We start from the raw sequence: 19,669 nt of genomic DNA, 5'->3' as shown, positions 1-19,669 counted from the left end.
ACATGAGTGCTTTAAGTAATGTGAAAACGATATTAAGTAAAGTAATGACTAGTTTTGTTTCAGAAAATGGCAAAATAGCATCATACTATATAAAAGCGAGTAAAAAGAAAATACAAAAGAACACGATCCTTTATGAAGTTCGAGATGGGCAATCGATTGTAGATTCTCCCTACGCAATGTTTATGCATTTAGTAAAAGATCCCGAATATGCTCATTTTCATCATATCTGGGTTATCACCGACTTAAATTATCCCACAGTAAAACGTATTAAGGCAGAGTTCGACAATGTTGAATTTGTAGAAAGAAACTCAAAAAGATATTTGCTTTGGCTGGCAACAGCAGAGTATTTAATTAACAATGCTACTTTCCAGTCATTTTTCTTAAAGAGAGAAGGTCAAACATACATAAATACTTGGCACGGAACGCCTTTGAAATATATGGGATTTGACATTCCTGGTAATCCAGCCCATTCTCAAAATGTTGTACGAAATTTTTTAATGGCTGATTACATCTTGTCACCTAACTCACATACAACAGAGATTTTCTCAAAAAGCTATCGTTTAGATGGATTGTTTCCTGGAACGATTTTAGAAGGCGGATATCCAAGGATCGATAGGACGAATACTATCAATCGAGAAAGTATAAAGAAAGAGTTAAAGAAGCTAAACTTAACTTATAATGATCGTTTACCTACAATTTTATATACACCGACTTGGAAAGGATCATCCATCTTAAATCCCTCGAATGATAAAGAGCAGATCGTTAAAGAAACCATTTTTTTGAAAGAACATTTTAAAGATCAGTACAATGTATTGGTTAAAGTACATCCATATATTTATCGTGAATTAAGTAAAGATGAAGAGATTCGCTCAATACTTATTCCGGACTACCTAGATCCTAATGAAGTTTTGTCTATTGTTGACTTATTAATAACAGATTACTCTAGTATATTTTTCGACTTTTTAGTAACTGATAAACCAATTATTTTTTATGTTTGGGATCGAGACTTATATGAAGTGGATAGAGGAATGTATTTAAAAGAAAGTGATTTACCAGGACCAGCTGCTGAAACAATAGATGATCTTATTCGGTTAATAGAAACAAAAGCATATTCTATTGTGCAACATCGGGAATGTTACCAATTGATGAAAGAGAAATTTTCCAAATATCAAGATGGTAAAGTTACTAAAAGATACATCGAAAGAATATTTAATAATAAAAGAACGAAAAGAATTGAAGAAGTTATTCTAAGAAACGATTTAAATAAGCTTATTATTTATCCTGGCGGAATGAAAAATAATGGTATCTCAACTAGTTTTATCAATCTTACCAATAATCTAGACTTCAATAAGTATGATGTTTCCATTATCCTCAACAAACCAGTTTCCGACGAAGAAATCAGTAATTTAAATAAAATCAATGAAAATGTTCGAATGCTTTTTCGTCCTGGAAGGACCCTTTATTCGAGAAGTGAAATATTGAGAGACTTATTTATTCAGGCGTTCACTTCAAAAAAAGTATGGCGTTTTGTCCTTCCGAAACAAGCGTACAAGAGGGAAGCAACTAGAATAGTTGGGAATGTTCATTTTGATACTGCGATTGATTTTAGTGGCTATAGTTTTTTCTGGGCAAAAACTATAGCGTTTATGAACAGCGGTAAGAAAATTATTTTCCAACACAATGATCTATTAAGTGATTCAAAAAAAATAATCAATGGAAAAGCCCCACACAAGAAAAATTTACCAGCTGTTTTTTCAATATATTATCTTTATGACCGCATCTTAAGCGTATCGAAAGAGACTATGGAAGTTAATAGACGAAACTTAAGAAGATTTATTAAAGATGAGCAACTTGGTTTCACTATAAATACTATCGATACTAGAAAAATCCTAAATGATGATTTTGTTTCTAAAGATCATAATATAGTAAGTAATGAAGTAGTGGAATTTCGATATAATGCAAGAATCAAAAAAGAGGGTTTTTATAAAGTAGCAAAAAACTTAGTTTCATTAAAAGACAATTCCTTTTTCAATATATTGATTTCTGAAAAAGACACTATCTTCGTAATTGCTTCAACGAGAGTTAATGTTAAGGAATATGTAAAGATTACGTTGAATGGACTATATACAGGATGGATAGACGGTAAAGATGTTGATCCAATTAATCACATGATTGAATTAGATACTGTTGTAGATAAATGTTCATCAATTGCTACCGTCAATTGTGACAATGATGCAATGATTTTTAAGTCATTAAACAATTTAACTGAATTTCGCTCACCACTAAAGATGCTTGACAAAACCTATGTTTATATAAGTAAGCGAATCATATTCAATGATCAAGGATTTTGCTTTATTGAGAATAATTCTGGCGAAGTTGGCTGGGTGAATCAAAGTAGTCTTTCTAATTTTCATGACACTAAAGGTCTTAATTTTTTAAAAAATTATTTTCTGAGAAAAAATAAATCAAAAAATATAAATCTTTATGATTCATTTGCAATGGAGTTTGTAATTGGAACAGTTGCAAAGAATCCCGTTGTAGCATCTCTTACTCCTGAAATAGATTCTGAAGGTGAACATTTAGTTTTGGAAAACCAAAAGGGTAGGGTTATAAGTTTTTCTAAGCAAGCAAGAATTGCTGATAAGATTTACTACTGCACTAATGATTTTAACAATCAGTCTCTTTGGGTTGAAGAGGATGATTTAATAGGAATTTCTGATATACAAAGTAATGAATATAATTTTAATAAAAGTTATCGGAATGAATATACTGATATCAACCAACGAACAGAAACTGAATTACCACAAACATTAGATAATTATTTTAATTTAGTCAATATGGGAAGATTATCACCTGAAAAAAATCAGATCAGTTTAATTAAAGCAGTTAAGACTGTACTAGGTAAACAGCCAAATATTCGCCTATTTATTTTAGGAGATGGACCTTTAAAGAACGAAATGCGTCAGTTGATCTTGAGCTTAGACTTAGAAAAAAATGTTTTTCTTTTGGGACATCAAGAAAATCCATTTACAATTATGAAACAGTGCGATCTTTTTGTTTTCCCCTCAATTTACGAAGGACAACCAATGGTCTTACTTGAAGCATTAACTTTAAAACTTCCTGTTTTAGCCACTAATATTCCGGCAAATCTATCGGTCCTCAAAGATTATGCTTCGGAATATATTGAAGGCTTTTCTTCTGAAGATATTTCTAGCGCTCTGTTAAAAAAAATTAATAATTTAGAAATGAATTTAAGTTTTAATCCCGAAGAATATAATGATAAGGCGTTAAAAAACTTTTATACAGAAGTAAATTAAAAATGAATTTAAACTGTAAGAAAAAGTGGCTATATTATAGAATAATTTACAATTTGTATTGTAGAGAAAGGTGCTTATTATGATAGCAAAAAAGTTCAAGAAAATTAAATTGAGAAATTCTGAGCAATTATCATTATGGTTTTCTGAAGAATATAAAAAAAATGATGTTGATTCATCAACAATTTTTTACGAATCTCGAGATGGGAAAAATATGATTGATTCTCCCAAAGCAATATTTGATTATCTAATTGGGGATCCTATGTTTGAAAAATATCATCATGTGTGGAGTTATGTTCCCACTGAAATTGGATGGGGTAGAATAATCGAAAAATTTTCTAATATGCCAAATGTTTCTTTTATAGAAAGAAACACTCGCGAATATGTATATTATCTTTCAAAAAGTAAATATCTTATAACTAATTCAACATTTCAATCTTTCTTTATACCTAAAGAAGAGCAAATTGTGATTAATACTTGGCATGGAACACCTTTAAAAAAAATGGGATATGACATTGAAAATGCAAATCCGGCAGGATCTCAGAATGTTGTTAGAAACTTTTTATTTAGTAAATTTATTCTTAGTCCTAATGCACATACTACGGAAGTGTTTAAGAATAGTTTCCGATTGGACGGTATTTTTTCAGGTGAGATCCTAGAGTTTGGTTACCCAAGAAATGATATATTGCAGAAGAAAGATAAATCTGTCTTGGGGCAGTTGATTGAACGTGGAATGGTTATTGATTCTTCAAAAGATGTTATCTTGTATTGTCCTACTTGGAAAGGTACCTCAACATTGAATCCGACAGATTCGATACATCAGATAGTAGCGGAAACAACCTTATTAAGAAAACGAGTCGGGGATAAATACAATGTTTTAGTCAAAGTACATCCTTATATTTTTAAGCGAGCACAAGAAGTTGAAGAGTTGAATAATTACTTAGTTCCAGACGATTTTGATCCAAATTATATATTATTAGCTACAGATATATTGTTGACAGACTATTCAAGTATTTTTTTTGATTTTTTAATTACAGACAAACCGATAATTTTCTATTCTTGGGATAATGATATTTACGATTCGACCAGGGGATTGTACTTTGATGAGAAAGAATTACCAGGACCGATTCTAAGTACGATAGATGAAGTGATTGAATCGATTAACGCAATTGAATCAGTGAAAGCTGAATACAAAGAAAATTACAATAGAGCAAAAGAAAATTTTGTGAAATATGAAGATGGCTGGGCAACTAAACGAGTAATAAATTATATATTCAAGGATCAAGCAGCTGGTTCTGGTAAAGTCGTAAAGTTAACAAATACCAAAGAAAAAGTTCTAATATATACAGGTGGAATGCAAAACAATGGTATTACTTCTAGTTTATTGAATCTCTTGAAAAATATAGACTACGATAGATATGAAGTTACTTGTTTCATGGGCAATCCTAATACAAAAGAAAAACTGGAGAATGTGAATAGGATTCCGAAGCAATGTCATCTTATTTTCAAACCAGGATATGCCATTCTTACCCCGGAAGAAAGTAAGAATCTTAGAAAGATAACTTCACAAAATAATGTAGATCGTATTGATAGTTCAATGCTTCCTTGGGAAGGTTTTCGAAGAGAAGCAAATCGTATTTTTTCAAATAGTAAATTTGATGTTGCTATTGATTTCTCTGGTTATAGTTTCTATTGGGCAAAATATATTTTATCATCAGATTCAAAAAAGAAAATTTGTTACATGCATAGTGATATGGATGCTGATAGACAAAAAATAGTAAATGGAAGACAAGTTCATTTTAAAACCCTAGGGCAATTATTTAGTGTATATGATCGCTTTGATATGTTATTGGCTGTATCTCCAGTTATGGCCGATGTGAATAAAAACTCTCTGAAAAAGTTTATTCCAGAAGAAAAAATTAGTTATGTATTAAATTCTTTAGATTTAGAAAAACTATTTAGTAATGATGATAGTACTAAGGAAGAAAAAAAACCTATTATAAAAAAAGTAAATATAGAATTAGAGTTAACGAGTAAAATGGATATTCTCGTATGGGACACATTTCGTGAGAAATCTAGTAAAATGTATCCTTATAAGGACGATTTAAAAATAAAAGCTATAGCATCTGTAAAATATAAAAGTAAAGAGTTCTATAAAATCTTAATAGACGATGTTTATGTGGGATGGGTTGATGCACAGAACTATACTAAAAAGTATCCTTATTTACTTTCAAAGGAACCTTATTCGTCGTATGGTTATATAAAAAGGCAAAAAAACAAGGTCTTTTGGATCGATCTTCCTACAAGTGATCTTAGTAAAAGATATGGAACGACCGATTTTTATAAATACTTATATGTAAGAATTATTGAGAAAGCCACTTTAAGTAATGGAGATATCTATTTTCATATTATTATTGATAATTATGTTAATGGATGGGTCTATTACAACGTAATTAACGAAGTACCAAGATTCAGTAAAATTAGAAGAGTCAAGAATATTATATCTAATTTAAAGAGGCTAGCTGATAAGAAAAAAAATCCTTTATTAACAATTAACGAAGAAGGTTATGTATCTATAAATAGTATAGATGGAAAAGATCCGTTCGATAAAGCGGCGAACAATAATTTAAATTTCAATTCTGTTAACTTAATAAACAAAATAGTCAAATATACTAAGATTATTGATAATTTTTATGGAACTTACTATCTTTTATTTGATGGCAGCAAAAAAATTGGTTGGGTAAATAAGAATAATCTGCGTTTTATATCAGATGATCAAATTGTTTCAGAAAGAAAAGTAAGAGTGGAGATATTATTGAATCCAGGAAACAATAAGTATACTGATTGTTTCCTAAAGAATCCTATTACAATTGATAAAAAAGAAACTATTATTGTTGATACTTTAATTGAATCCACTAAAGGGTCTTTCTTTTATGATGGAACTTTCTATTTTGAAACAAAAGATGTTGAGATAGTAAAAGAGTTTGGAAAATATGATCTACTTGGGAACTTCATTTTACTTCCAGATGAAAGTAATTATAATATTATTTCTATTGGAAGATTATCTGTTGAAAAGCAGCAAGATAAGCTTATTACTGCTTTTCAAAACTTCCAAAAAAAGGTTCCTAAAAGCAAATTGTACATCTTGGGGGACGGCAATTTAAGAGAAGAATTAATATCAATTGTTAAGGATAATAACTTAGAAGATTCTGTTTTTCTAATGGGACATGTTTCTAATCCTTTTGCAATACTGAAAAAGTGTCAACTTTTTACTTTAACCTCGGCCTATGAAGGTCAACCTATGGTTCTTCTTGAAGCTTTATCTTTAGGTATTCCGGTTTGCTCAACTAATATTCCAGCGAGTAATTATGTTCTTTCAAATGGAGATTATGGTATACTGGCATCCTCTAATGATATCAATGGGATAGAAAACATGTTATTGGAGTCTTATCATAGTCAAGACGAATTTAAGAGATTTGATGCAAATGAGTACAATAAAAAAGCTGTAGAGATGTTTTATGATAAAATTAGCATACTGTAAGTGACGTATTAAATAAATATATTTTAAGGAGTATCAATTATGAAGTATTTTGTATCTGGAGGCGCTGGTTTTATAGGGTCTACCATTGTCAACACGCTAATTAAAGAAGGAAATGAAGTCATTGTTTTAGATGATTTATCAATGGGAGATCTTCAAAATCTGAAGCAATCGAAAAATTTAACATTTGTTAAAGGTGATATACGAGACAAAGAAATGATCAAGGAAATATTTGAAAAAAATACGTTTTCGTTTATCTTTCATTTAGCAGCAATCGCCAGTGTCGCAGATTCAATTGGCAGACCATTATTAACACATCAAGTTAACATGGAGGCGACTCTAAATTTATTAGAGCTCTCAAAACAAACTCAGAAAAAACTAAAGAGATTTGTCTTTGCTTCATCTGCCGCTGTATATGGAGATGAACCTTCTTTACCTAAAACCGAAAATTCAAAGATAAAGCCTTTATCACCGTATGCTATTGATAAATATTCTTCGGAACAATATGTTTTACTTTATAATTCACTTTATGATCTACCTACTAGTGCTGTACGATTTTTCAATGTATATGGACCTAATCAAAACCCATCATCGCCCTATTCAGGTGTACTTTCTATAATAACGAACCATTTCAAGAAACTGAAAAACCATGAAAAAAATGTGTTTACCCTTTATGGTGATGGAAGTCAGACAAGAGACTTCGTCTATGTTGACGATGTCGTTCAAGCATTAAAAATTGTGTCAGAAAAAGAAGAGGCACAAGGTAATGTTTATAATGTTGGTACTGGTACTCCAAGTTCAATTAATGATGTACTGGATATTTTTAAATCAGAGACAGGTATAGAGCCAATCATTAAATATGAAAATGTAAGAAAAGGAGATATTCAAGACTCATATGCAGAGATATCTGAATTAAAAAAAATCGGCTATTCCCCTAAATATGATTTGAATAGAGGCATATCCACATATCTATCTACTGAACTGAATTTCGGGGATTTGAATGGATAAATATAAATTAATAAAATAGAAATGGAGCGAATTAATGATTGTTTCTCGCATCAATAAAACCAAAGGGTCGAACATAGAAAAAGGTTTTTCGCTAATAATATTAACCATTGTTATAGTAAGTATATTGCTGACATTTAATTCTAATCCTTTTTCAAATAGGCTAGATGCGCATGATTCTTCAATGTTTTTGTATTTTGGTAAAGGGATGTCTGAGGGGATGGTTCCTTACAAAGATATTTTTGATCATAAAGGTGTCGTCTTATTTTTTATTCAATATCTGGCAAGTATAGTCGGATTTGGAAATATATTTATAGGTATTTTTGTTATACAGGCTGTTTTTTTAGTTGTAGCGATAATTTATCTTTACAAAATCGGTATACTGTTAACTAAGAGTTATACAGTTAGTAGTTTGATTTTATTGATTTCCACAGGGCTATTTGCTGAGCTTTATGAAGGTGGTAATTTATCTGAAGAGTATGCATTAACTTTTATCGCTATTTCATTATTTTATTTCATAAAGGAGATTATGGCGGATTCTTTAAAGAATCAAACTTACTTTTTTCTTGGGTTAATGGGTGGATTAGTTTTCTTTATGAGAATGAACATGATTTCATTATGGGCAGTATTTTGTATTGGGATTGCTATCCGAGAAATGATGACTAAAAATTATAAAGTTTTAGCAAAGAAAGCCTTGTTGATTTTTCTGGGCGGAATTTTTGTTGTTGCAATTGCATTTAGCTATTCAATAATAACAAACTCTTTTAGTGAAATGATATATCAAACTTTTACATTGAATTTGGAGTATTCATCTGTTACATTTTCTGAAAGAATCTCCTCTTTTAGATTTTTCTTTGAATTATTCTCAGTTTATGGAATGCCACTTATATCAGCTTTTATGCTTGCTGTGTATTTTATTAGGTCAAAATATTTGACTAAAAGTCAGCGTACGATCATTCTTAGTATCTTAATATCATTGATATTAAACTTTTTTACAATAATACTTTCTGGACGTAATTATCGTCATTATGCAACTACAGGGATTCCTTTTTTATTGGCAGCACAATTTATTGTTGTTAGTTTTTATTCAACGAAATTGAGTAAGAAAAATAATTTGTTAGCATTATGTACAGTTGTCATTTTTATGGTGCCGGCTTTTGTGCCCACTGTGGCAGAAAGAATCAATAATGTTGTCAGGAAAGACATGCCTATTTTTCAGCAAGAGCAATTGGACATCGCTGATTATATTAATAAAAATTCGAGTGAAAACGACGTGATCTATGTTCATGCAATTGATGCGAATATCTATTTGCATGCAAATAGATTCTCGAATTCCCAATTTTTTGTATTACCGTCTTTAAACTATGAAGAATTCCCTGATTTGAAAAATCAGTTTATACATTCAATGGAAAATAATCCTCCTAAATTTATAGTTATATCAAAGAATTCTTATTTGTCTGATAATCCCAACAATACTAGATTAAATAAAGTTGTTATTGATAAGATACAATCGAACTATATTCAAATTGGAAAATTTGATAAAAACTACTATCTTTTTGAATTGAATCTTTAAGAAAAGCTGTTTTTTAAATCTATTAAGAAAGAAACTAATTCTATTCCACTCCTCCTAACTTTCGTGTATAATGGTACAAGCCAGTATTACGAAAGTTAGGAGGAGTTGTTTTGAGTAAACAACATCCAGAGGATAAGTCCTTTAAAGACGAAGTATTAGGAGCTTTAAAGCAACCTCAATCAGATCAAACCCAAGAAAGCGATGGTTTGAACGAGCGTCCTATTCAACAACCTCAAGAAGAGGTGGGTTCGCGAACTGCAAGTGGAAAGACCAAAAATAAACAAGCAAAGCAAGCTGCTACAAGTCGTAGGGCAGCAGCAGAAGAAGTGCCCATAGCTGAAGGTGGGGAAACGCAATTGCGCAAGCAGCAACGCAAAAAAGAAGATCGGATTGTCAATCGGATCGTTTTGATCGTAGTCCTTGCTCTGCTCGTCATCGGTGGTGTTTTAGGATTTTCAATGTATCGTTATGTGACATCAGGATTGCAGCCGTTGAATCCAGAAGATACAGAAACGGTGGCGGTTGAGATTCCTAGTGGATCGTCCAACAAAGCAATTGGAGAAATATTGGAAGAAGACAATATCATTAAAAGTGGTATGATTTTTAACTATTATACGAAATTCAATAATTTAACTGGATTTCAAGCAGGAAATTATCATTTTTCTCCTAGTATGACATTGGATCAAATCTCAAAGATGCTGCAAAATGGTGAAGGATCGGTCACCTCTGATGCAAAAGTGACGATTCCAGAAGGATTTGATGTTGATCAAATCGGTGATGCTCTAGCGGAAGCAACGAATATCTCGAAAGACGATTTCTTAGCTTTGATGGAAAGTGACGAGTTCTTTGAAAAAATGAAAGAGACCTATCCTGAGCTTTTAGCAAGTGCCGGCGATGCGCAAGGTGTGCGTTACCGACTAGAAGGATACTTGTTCCCAGCGACGTATGACTACTATACAGGGAATACCCTAGAAGAAGTCGTTACCCAAATGGTGGATAAATCAAATTCAGTCTTGTCAAAATATTTCGATCAAATCGCTCAAAAAGAAATGACGGTTCAAGAAGTCCTTACTTTGGCATCACTTGTTGAAAAAGAGGGCAGTAAGCTAGAAGATCGTAAAAATATCGCACAGGTATTCTTCAATCGTTTAGCGATTGATATGCCGCTGCAATCGGATATTTCGATTCTATACGCGTTAGGTGAGCACAAAGAGCTAGTTACTTATGAGGACACTCAAGTTGACTCTCCTTATAATCTCTATGTGCATACTGGCTACGGACCTGGACCATTCAACAATCCAAGTGAAGCAGCGATCCAAGCGGTCTTAGATCCAACACCGAACAACTACTATTATTTCGTTGCTGACATTCAAACCCAAGAAGTGTACTTTGCGGAAACCTATGAACAGCATATGCAATTAGTGGAACAATATGTAAACAATACCTCAAATTAAATTTTCATAGGTTTATAGTTTACATTTAAAAAAAAGCATGGTAATCTTTTGTGGACTCATCGCAAAAGATTACCTTTTGCGATTTATTAGAAGTTACTAAAAGGAGAAAAGAACTATGGTAGAAAAAGTTTACCCAATGACACTTGAAGGAAAAGAAAAGCTAGAACAAGAATTAGAAGAATTGAAAACGGTAAAACGCGGCGAAATCATTGAACGTATCAAGGTAGCCCGCAGTTTTGGCGATTTATCCGAAAACTCAGAGTATGAGTCTGCTAAAGATGAACAAGCGTTTGTCGAAGGCCGAATCACTACTTTAGAAAATATGATTCGTTTTGCAGAGATCATTGATAATGAGGGTGTAGATTCTGATGAAGTTTCCATCGGAAAAACAGTGATTTTTGTTGAGTTGCCTGATGGTGACGAAGAAGAGTACATGATCGTCGGTAGTGCTGAAGCAGATCCGTTTTCTGGTAAAATTTCCAATGATTCACCAATCGCTCGTGCCTTGATTGGGAAAAAAGTCAACGATGAAGTGACGATCTCAACGCCAGGCGGAGATATGCAAGTAAGAATCACAGAAGTAAAGAAAAGCTAATTGCTTGATCACTCGATCAATCTAGTTGACCCTGTTGTTCATTCTCCTTTAGGGAATTTGATCAAACAGGGTCTTTTTTCGGACCAGCGACGGATGGACAAACCATTTTTTTCAGGTATGATAGAGTAGAATTACTAGGAGGAGGAGCTTGAATGAAAAGTCCTTGGCGTTTTTTCTTTATTGTTGAAGCGCTCTTACTGCTTTTTGCGGTATGGCAAATTTTATCTAATCCGCCATTATTATTTTTATTAATACTTGGTGTGACGTGCTTGGTCCTTGTGAACCGAAGTGAGCGCAAGAGCAATTTTAAAAATTTCTTGATGGTCTCAAGTTCCATTGCTATTTTGATCAGTTTGTTAAATAGTCCAGCACTGTGGCTGATGCTGATTTTTGCGATTTTATTTATTGGTTTAAAAGGAGTCGAGATTACCGGAATCGACTTAACTAAAAATTCATTCTGGCGCAAAAAACAAATGATTATCGTTGAAACTGAAGAACCCAAAGCTGATCATCCACTGAAACAAAAGCAGCAATGGTTAGGCAATGAACGGATCGGCAGTCAAGTCTATGAATGGGACGATATCAATTTAGATATCTTGACGGGAGACACTTTCATCGATCTAGGCAACACTTTATTGCCTAAGAAAGAAAACGTCGTGATCGTACGAAAAGGCTTTGGCAGAACTCGTATTTTAGTGCCTGCTGGTATAGCAATCAAATTAGAGCACAGTACTTTTATTGGCTCCGTTATCTTTGAAGGCGAAGAAACGAGCTTGAAAAATGAAAAAGTGACGATCTACAGCCCTGATTATGGCGAAAATAGTCGGCGTTTGAAAATCTTGACGAATACCCTTGTTGGTGATGTTGAGGTGATTCGGGTATGATCGGGAAATTTTCAAGAGGCATGATCGCTTTTTATGCAGGATTAGCAAGTTTTTTTACCATGATTTTGATGCTGTTTTCCTATTTGTATGCCAGTGGGAAAAATAATTGGCTGATAGAAGTCTTTCAAATCAAGCTCTTCTTTATCCCAATCGTCTTTCACTTACTTGTAATATCTGCATTGATTGCTTTAGCTGTCTTTTTACTGATTTCTTTTTTTCGCAACCGTCAATACGGTCCGGTGGAAGAAAAGTTAAGACTGTTAGCCAGCGGCTATATCGATAGCCCTTTATTGGAAACAAAAATCCCCCATGCGTCTGAAAATCATTTGATTGCGAATGTGGATCGTGACATTGCCAGTATCCAATCGAAGATGAAACAGATGTCGATGGAATTACAGCAATTGAATGCGAAACCGCAGTTTGTTGATGGTCAGACGAAAGAAGAGATTTTAGAAGCAGAAAGGCAGCGTCTGGCTCGTGAATTGCACGACTCTGTTTCTCAACAGCTGTTTGCCGCCATGATGATGATGTCTGCACTAAATGAGCAAGCGATTCGAACAGATGCTCCAGAAAGCCAAAAGAAACAGTTAGCTATGGTCACAGACATTATCAATGCTTCGCAATCTGAAATGCGGGCGCTCTTGCTTCATCTACGACCTGTTACTTTGGAAGGGAAGAGTCTAAAGCAAGGAATCGAGCAATTGTTAAAAGAATTAGAGACCAAAATCAAAATTCTATTGACTTGGGATATTGAAGACTTTACGATGCCTAGTTCGATTGAAGATCAACTCTTTCGTGTGATCCAAGAACTCTTGTCTAATACACTGCGTCACGCCAAGGCCAATGAGTTGGAAGTTTACTTGCATCGTATTGATAATAACGTGTTATTGCGGGTGATCGATGACGGTGTTGGCTTTGATCCACAAGATCAAAAGGCTGGCAGCTATGGCTTAATGAATATCCGAGAACGGGTAAGTGCCGTTGGCGGAACGTTGAAAATTATTAGTTTTAAAAATCAAGGAACCAGTATTGAAATCAAAGTTCCACTGTTGAAGGAGGCATAACGTATGATTAAAGTGTTGTTAGTTGATGACCATGAAATGGTTCGTCTGGGGGTCTCTTCTTATCTATCGATTCAAGACGATATAGAAGTAATTGGGGAAGCGGAAAATGGTCGAGTCGGGTATGAAAAGGCATTGGAATTACGTCCAGATGTGATTTTGATGGATTTGGTGATGGATGAAATGGATGGGATCGAATCTACGAAATTGATTTTAAATGATTGGCCCGAAGCAAAAATCATTATTGTCACTAGTTTTATTGATGACGAAAAAGTCTATCCTGCAATAGAAGCGGGGGCGGCAGGTTACCTGTTAAAAACGTCTACTGCTCATGAGATTGCGGAAGCCATTCGTGCAACCCAGCGAGGAGAGCGGGTCTTAGAACCCGAAGTCACCACGAAAATGATGGATCGTTTGACGAATCGGACACCGATCCTGCATGAAGATTTGACCAATCGGGAACAAGAAGTGTTACTGTTGATTGCCGAAGGAAAGAGCAACCAAGAGATTGCGGATGCACTCTTCATTACGCTGAAAACAGTGAAGACACATGTGTCAAATATCTTATCAAAATTAGAAGTAGAAGATCGTACACAAGCCACGATATATGCTTTTAAACATGGCTTGATAAAATAAAATCTTAATAATCATACCTCCTCATGGCAAGCAGGGGAGGTTTTTGTTATACTAAATAATGATCTGGCAAACAAAGGAGCGTTTGTGGTGAAGCAAAATTATGCAATTATTGGATTAGGCCGTTTCGGTGGTAGTATTTGTCGTACGTTGATTGAATCAGGTCAAGAAGTATTGGCGATCGATAGCAACGAAGATCGTGTCAATGAGTATATGAATATCGCCACCCATGCAGTGGTCGGCAACGCACAAGATGAGATGACGTTACGTTCATTGGGTATCCGTAACTTTGACCATGTCATTGTTGCGATCGGTGAGGATATTCAAGCCAGTATTTTGGTGACCTTGATGGTAAAAGAAATGGGTGTTCCTAATATCTTAGCGAAAGCCCAAAACGAATACCATGCCCGTGTACTGGAAAAACTCGGCGCAGACCGTGTCGTCCATCCCGAACGTGACATGGGGATTCGCATCGCCCATAATCTAGTTTCCAAAAATATCTTAGATTATATTGAACTATCTGATGAATTTTCTCTAGCAGAGATTCGTGTGTCCAATCCACGTTTTTTCAATAAATCCCTGATTGAACTGAATTTTCGACAAAAGTATGGTCTGACAGTTGTTGCGATTCGTCGGGGACCAGGACAAGTGATCGTTTCGCCAGATGCAGAGGCGATCGTGCGTGAAAATGACAATTTACTCGTGATCGGCAATACAGATGATGTAGATATACTTGATGAACATATGAATGATTAGGAGTGAAGAAAATGAACTTAACGATAAGTCCTGAAGCAATGCAATGGTTTAAAAAAGAATTGGTGGTAGACCAAGGAAGCGGGATTCGTTTTTTCGGGAAAATTTATGGCAAAACACAAGTGCATGACGGATTTTCCGTGGGAATGTCAGTCGATAAACCAGAACGTCCGATCGTCGAACAAACCATTGATGGCTTGCTTTTTTTTATTGATGAAGCAGACGAATGGTTTTTCAAAGGCTATGATCTAACTGTGGACTATGATGAAACGTTAGATGAACCGAAATATGATTTTAGCGAAGATAAAAAATAATATGAGTTTGGTCAAATGATGACCGATGTAACTCGATTGGCTCTAGGAGATGAAACCGATGTTATCAATTGTTGTACCTTGTTTTAATGAAGAGGCAAGCTTGCCGATATTCTTTGAAGAAACAGAAAAAGTGAAGAAACACTTAAATATGCCTTTTGAATATATTTTTGTTAATGACGGATCTTCAGATCAAACCCTGTCTGTTTTAAGAGACTTGTATCGTACACACCCTGAAAGTGTTCGCTATCTATCTTTTTCGAGAAACTTTGGCAAAGAAGCTGCTCTATATGCAGGATTGCAAGCTGCTAAGGGCGATTTTGTCACTGTGATGGACGCAGACCTGCAAGATCCGCCGACTTTACTGCCGGAAATGTTTGCGATGCTAGAAGCAAAACCGGAACTTGATTGTATAGGGACAAGACGGGCGGATCGCAAAGGAGAACCAAAGATCCGCAGTTTTTTCTCAGATGCCTTCTACAATATTATCAATAAGATTGCCGATACTGAAATGGTAAACGGTGCGCGAGATTTTCGCTTGATGCGCCGCAATATGGTTGATGCAGTTTTACAGCTGTCAGAGTACAATCGCTTTTCAAAAGGGATCTTCAGCTGGGTTGGGTTTGACACTGAATACATCGCCTATGAGAATCGAGAAAGAGTAGCGGGTGAGACGTCCTGGTCATTCTGGAAGCTATTCCAATATTCGATCGATGGTATCGTCAACTTTTCAGATACGCCTTTGAATATCGCCTCGTTTATTGGTGCGCTTTCCTGTTTTGGTTCTCTGATTGCTTTGATCTTTATTGTGATAAGAACTTTTATTTATGGTAATCCTACAAGTGGATGGCCTTCATTAGTAACTATCTTCTTATTTGTTGGTGGTTTGCAATTGCTTTGTTTAGGGATCATCGGAAAGTATATCGGAAAAATTTTCTTAGAGACTAAAAATAGACCTTTGTACTTTTTGAAAGAAACCGAAAAAGACCAAGAAAAACAACGATAAAATAAAAGTGTACATTCTGAGGGGTTTGCCCCCAACTGTACACTTTTTTTGTGGAAAGAGTTTGTTAGTATCCCTTATCCAAGTTTATCTCATTTTTAACAAGTTCTTGTTTCGTTAAAAATTGTTGGAAATTCGCTAAGAAAATATCCATAAATGCCTTTTGAAAATGGGGCGTGTGTCCTGAGATATGAGGAGTAATCAACAGGTTTTCGGTATGCCATAGCGGATCATTTTCTGGTAGAGGTTCCTCTTCAAAAACATCTAGTGCGGCAAATGCCAGCTGCTTTTTCTCTAATGCCTTTGTTAATGCGGCAGTATCCACGCTAGGACCGCGACCGACATTATAAAATGAAGCGGAAGGCTTCATTTGTGCAAAAAAGGCTTCATCATACAAATGTGTGGTTTCTTCTGTCAGTGGAAGAATATTGATGATGCAATCGGCGGTTTTTGCGCAAGCGTGTAAGTCAGATAACGCAAACGTTTTTTCAAAACCTGCCACCTCATGGCCGCTTGTATTAATGCCAATCGGATGTACACCAAAAAAGGTTAATGCTTTGGCTAATCTTTGGCCGATTTGTCCCGTACCAACGATCAAAATCTCTTGATCAGATAGCTTTGCATAAGGAATCGTATCCGGTGCCCATTGCTGTTTTCTTTGTTGTTGGATTGCTTGGAAAATCCCGCGGTTTTCCATAAAGAGCAAAGCCAATAAATGGTCTGTAATCGATTCCGCGTGTATGCCACTGCCATTTGATAAGAGAATGTTGTATTTTGCAAACTCTTTTAATGGCAAGGTGTCTACACCAGCCGAAATCGCCTGGACCCATTTCAAATTTGTTTTTTCGGTTAACAGGTGTTCGTTCCATGCTGGCTTCCAACCGATAGTGATTTCCACTTGTGACCAATCAATTGCTTGGTTCTTTGAGTACACGAGAAATTGATAGTCTTTTTCCATTTGTTCCACATAAGTGTCGCGAAAGTTGCGAGTGGCTAAGATTATTTTTTTCATTGCCAAGCCTCCTTGTATCTTAAGTGTAGCAAAGAATGAGAAAAAAGCCATGTTCAATGAATTGAACATGGCATAGATCATTTTTTTAATTGTATTTTTGGTGAATCTTTGACACCTTGTGTAAACAAGAATAGGGAACCAAACAAAATAAAGGTGGTAGCATCAAAGGAAGGCAGCGCTAGTTGTACAATAACACTAATGAGTGTAGGAAATGCAGCACAGACAATGAGAATCTTTAAATTTTCGAAAAAGGTATAAGAGAATAGCTTCAATTTCGTATAGATCGTTGCAATAAAGGTTCCCATGATTAAGGTGATCAGTAAGCTGACAAACGTGGGATATAAGGCGACAAAAAAGACAATGATTTTTATCAGCCATGGGATCGCTTGGTTGGATAAGGTTTCTCGAATCGCCTGACCGTTAAGATTACGCAGTGCTGGTTCACTATAATCAAACTCTAATTGGTTTGAATCGAACATAGACGTTGAGAAACCAGAAGAAGGGATACGAATGACCAGCTGATCTTTTAACAAACCTACTGCAATCACCGAGCCGGTGACATCAGATGCAATATCTGCTGGTGTACGATTGCCATCAGGATCAAAAGTAAAGATGATCGAATCGGTTTGATAGATGAACCCTTGCGTATTGGGAGCGACAGAAAGCTGTCCATTTTCGATCGTAAAATCAGGAATCGTTTCTCCGATTTTTTGTCCATCTGCTTGCACATCACGAAAGACGTCTAAGACATTGATGGTAACTGGCAAAGCCATCATCACGGCTGCACCTAATAGAAAAACGATCACTTTGGAAAACTCTGCTTTTTTGACGAATTTTAGCTCTGGTATTCGAAAAAAAGCAATTTTAAATAGTTGGACGATAGTCATTTGCTGATAAACTCCTTTGTGGTATAACTAGAGTAATTGTAACGAAGGGTTCTTAGGATTACAAGGAATTCACAAAAAAAGAGCCAAATATCTATTGAATAAGTAAATAAAGTAATGAAAGTAGGCATATGTATGCAAAAGTTTATTGAATACAAACAAATCTTACAACAAAAAAAACTGTGGGAGCCACTCACGTATTTATTTTTTGGTGGTTTGACCACCGTAGTCAATATTGTCGTCTATCTTATTTTTCGTGAAGGGTTTGGTTTTTATTATCAAACAGCGAATGTGATTTCTTGGATCGCTTCTGTTTTATTCGCTTACTTTACAAATAAGTTATGGGTCTTTGAAGCAAAAACAAAAACGAAGCAAGAGTCTTGGGCGGCATTTGGAAAGTTCATTTTTTTTCGCGTTATATCATTAGGCTTGGACATGCTCTGTATGTATTTCTTTATCTCAGTTTTAGCTACCGGAGATCTTGTTGCCAAGCTGGTCACCCAAGTCGTTGTTGTTTTGGCAAATTATGTGTTTAGTAAATTTTTGATTTTCAATACGAAAAAAAGTGAGAAAAAGTAAGCATATTTTTTGAACAAAGTCTGATAGTCTGATAATGTTACTTATGTAAACATTATCATTGAGGAGGATTTTTTTATGACTTACACATTACCAGATTTACCTTACGCATACGATGCATTGGAACCATATATTGATGAAGAAACGATGCATTTGCATCATGATAAACACCACAACACTTATGTAACAAACTTAAATGCAGCGATTGAAAAACATCCTGAATTAGGTGAAAAAACAGTTGAAGAATTATTAGCAGACTTTTCTTCTGTACCAGAAGACATTCAAACAGCGGTTCGCAACAATGGCGGCGGCCATGCTAACCACACATTCTTCTGGGAAATCTTAGGCCCAAAAGCTGGTGGCGAACCTACTGGGGCAATCAAAGAGGCAATTGAAGAAACATTCGGCAGCTTTGAAGACTTTAAAGAAGAATTTAAAACTGCTGCAACTGGACGTTTTGGTTCAGGTTGGGCATGGTTAGTCGTTAAAGACGGTAAACTAGCAATCACTTCAACCGCGAATCAAGATTCACCATTGATGGATGGTCAAACACCTGTTTTAGGTTTAGATGTTTGGGAACATGCATATTACTTAAAATATAAAAATGTTCGTCCAGAGTACATCAATGCTTTCTGGAGTGTTGTTAACTGGGATAAAGTGAACGAATATTTCGCAAAAGCTTAATCAAACTATTAGGAAGAAGCCTGTCTAAGGGCTTCTTTTTTGTTGATGGAAAGAAATTTCATTATTGCTAACGCTTACATATTCCGCTATAATGAAATCGACGGAATCGTCGGATTATAATTATTGGAGGCTTTACACACTATGGAACATGGGAAAGTAAAATGGTTCAACAACGAAAAAGGGTTTGGTTTTATTACAGTTGACGGTGGCGATGATGTATTTGTACACTTCTCTGCCATTCAAGGAGATGGGTTTAAATCGCTTGAAGAAGGACAAGAAGTTGAATTTACGATCGTTGAAGGTGCCCGCGGACCGCAGGCAGCGGAAGTAACCAAAGTCTAAATCAGAACAAAAAAGCTGAGTAACTGAAGTGCCTCAAAAAGATATTT

Annotated in this window: 17 protein-coding genes; 15 read left to right on the top strand and 2 right to left on the bottom strand. The window is 35.0% G+C overall.

The window, feature by feature from the left end:
• Positions 1 to 2: 2 nt before the first annotated feature.
• The 12 genes from IGI72_RS11520 (at position 3) to IGI72_RS11465 (ending at position 16,127) form a co-directional block, all read left to right on the top strand.
• Positions 3 to 3,317: a CDP-glycerol glycerophosphotransferase family protein gene (locus IGI72_RS11520; RefSeq protein ID WP_438754262.1), complete on the top strand. Its 3,315-nt coding sequence runs from the start codon at positions 3 to 5 to the stop codon at positions 3,315 to 3,317.
• A 79-nt stretch (positions 3,318 to 3,396) separates the two neighbouring features.
• Complete coding sequence (locus IGI72_RS11515; protein WP_438754260.1) at positions 3,397 to 6,855, top strand: CDP-glycerol glycerophosphotransferase family protein; 3,459 nt, start codon at positions 3,397 to 3,399, stop codon at positions 6,853 to 6,855.
• A gap of 39 nt (positions 6,856 to 6,894) precedes the next feature.
• The gene (locus tag IGI72_RS11510) at positions 6,895 to 7,860 is read left to right on the top strand and encodes an NAD-dependent epimerase/dehydratase family protein (RefSeq protein ID WP_438754258.1); all 966 of its coding nucleotides are present in this window, start codon (positions 6,895 to 6,897) and stop codon (positions 7,858 to 7,860) included.
• Positions 7,861 to 7,894: 34 nt separating this feature from the next.
• Positions 7,895 to 9,430, top strand: a complete 1,536-nt coding sequence (locus tag IGI72_RS11505) for a glycosyltransferase family 39 protein (RefSeq protein ID WP_153883793.1) — start codon at positions 7,895 to 7,897, stop codon at positions 9,428 to 9,430.
• A 110-nt stretch (positions 9,431 to 9,540) separates the two neighbouring features.
• Positions 9,541 to 10,884 carry an endolytic transglycosylase MltG gene (gene mltG / locus IGI72_RS11500; RefSeq protein WP_015510027.1) on the top strand — a complete coding sequence of 448 codons (1,344 nt, stop codon included), beginning with the start codon at positions 9,541 to 9,543 and terminating at the stop codon, positions 10,882 to 10,884.
• A 115-nt stretch (positions 10,885 to 10,999) separates the two neighbouring features.
• Entirely contained in the window at positions 11,000 to 11,479 is a 480-nt protein-coding gene (gene greA / locus IGI72_RS11495; protein WP_005229556.1) for a transcription elongation factor GreA, read from the top strand.
• A 152-nt stretch (positions 11,480 to 11,631) separates the two neighbouring features.
• Complete coding sequence (gene liaF / locus IGI72_RS11490; protein ID WP_010749367.1) at positions 11,632 to 12,363, top strand: cell wall-active antibiotics response protein LiaF; 732 nt, start codon at positions 11,632 to 11,634, stop codon at positions 12,361 to 12,363.
• Entirely contained in the window at positions 12,360 to 13,427 is a 1,068-nt protein-coding gene (locus IGI72_RS11485; RefSeq protein WP_005229561.1) for a sensor histidine kinase, read from the top strand. Before liaF ends, IGI72_RS11485 begins: the two co-directional genes overlap by 4 nt.
• A 3-nt stretch (positions 13,428 to 13,430) precedes the next feature.
• A complete protein-coding gene (locus IGI72_RS11480; RefSeq protein ID WP_005229563.1) occupies positions 13,431 to 14,060 on the top strand; it encodes a response regulator transcription factor in 630 nt (209 codons plus the stop codon).
• Between the two features lie 87 nt (positions 14,061 to 14,147).
• Complete coding sequence (locus IGI72_RS11475) at positions 14,148 to 14,813, top strand: potassium channel family protein (protein WP_005229566.1); 666 nt, start codon at positions 14,148 to 14,150, stop codon at positions 14,811 to 14,813.
• An 11-nt stretch (positions 14,814 to 14,824) separates the two neighbouring features.
• On the top strand, positions 14,825 to 15,124 hold the full coding sequence (locus tag IGI72_RS11470) for a HesB/YadR/YfhF family protein (RefSeq protein WP_005229567.1): 300 nt from the start codon (positions 14,825 to 14,827) through the stop codon (positions 15,122 to 15,124).
• Positions 15,125 to 15,182: 58 nt separating this feature from the next.
• A complete protein-coding gene (locus tag IGI72_RS11465; RefSeq protein WP_034858375.1) occupies positions 15,183 to 16,127 on the top strand; it encodes a glycosyltransferase family 2 protein in 945 nt (314 codons plus the stop codon).
• 64 nt (positions 16,128 to 16,191) lie between these two features.
• On the opposite strand, the gene IGI72_RS11460 is transcribed toward IGI72_RS11465, so the two are convergent.
• Positions 16,192 to 17,187 carry a phosphoglycerate dehydrogenase gene (locus tag IGI72_RS11460; RefSeq protein WP_438755096.1) on the bottom strand — a complete coding sequence of 332 codons (996 nt, stop codon included), beginning with the start codon at positions 17,185 to 17,187 and terminating at the stop codon, positions 16,192 to 16,194.
• A 26-nt stretch (positions 17,188 to 17,213) separates the two neighbouring features.
• The gene (locus IGI72_RS11455) at positions 17,214 to 18,023 is read right to left on the bottom strand and encodes a DUF1189 family protein (protein WP_438754255.1); all 810 of its coding nucleotides are present in this window, start codon (positions 18,021 to 18,023) and stop codon (positions 17,214 to 17,216) included.
• Positions 18,024 to 18,155: 132 nt separating this feature from the next.
• On the opposite strand from IGI72_RS11455, the gene IGI72_RS11450 reads away from it, so the two are divergent.
• From IGI72_RS11450 to IGI72_RS11440, 3 genes are all read left to right on the top strand, one after another.
• Complete coding sequence (locus IGI72_RS11450; RefSeq protein WP_034858380.1) at positions 18,156 to 18,599, top strand: GtrA family protein; 444 nt, start codon at positions 18,156 to 18,158, stop codon at positions 18,597 to 18,599.
• A gap of 75 nt (positions 18,600 to 18,674) precedes the next feature.
• Complete coding sequence (locus IGI72_RS11445; protein ID WP_438754252.1) at positions 18,675 to 19,280, top strand: superoxide dismutase; 606 nt, start codon at positions 18,675 to 18,677, stop codon at positions 19,278 to 19,280.
• A gap of 141 nt (positions 19,281 to 19,421) precedes the next feature.
• Complete coding sequence (locus tag IGI72_RS11440) at positions 19,422 to 19,622, top strand: cold-shock protein (protein WP_005229578.1); 201 nt, start codon at positions 19,422 to 19,424, stop codon at positions 19,620 to 19,622.
• The last annotated feature ends 47 nt before the right edge of the window (positions 19,623 to 19,669 follow it).

This window comes from Enterococcus sp. DIV1059_2 (assembly GCF_051713685.1).
Classification (GTDB): domain Bacteria; phylum Bacillota; class Bacilli; order Lactobacillales; family Enterococcaceae; genus Enterococcus_D; species Enterococcus_D casseliflavus.
The sequence above is the reverse complement of the archived record's forward strand: the minus strand, read 5'-3'. Positions and strand labels throughout refer to the sequence as shown.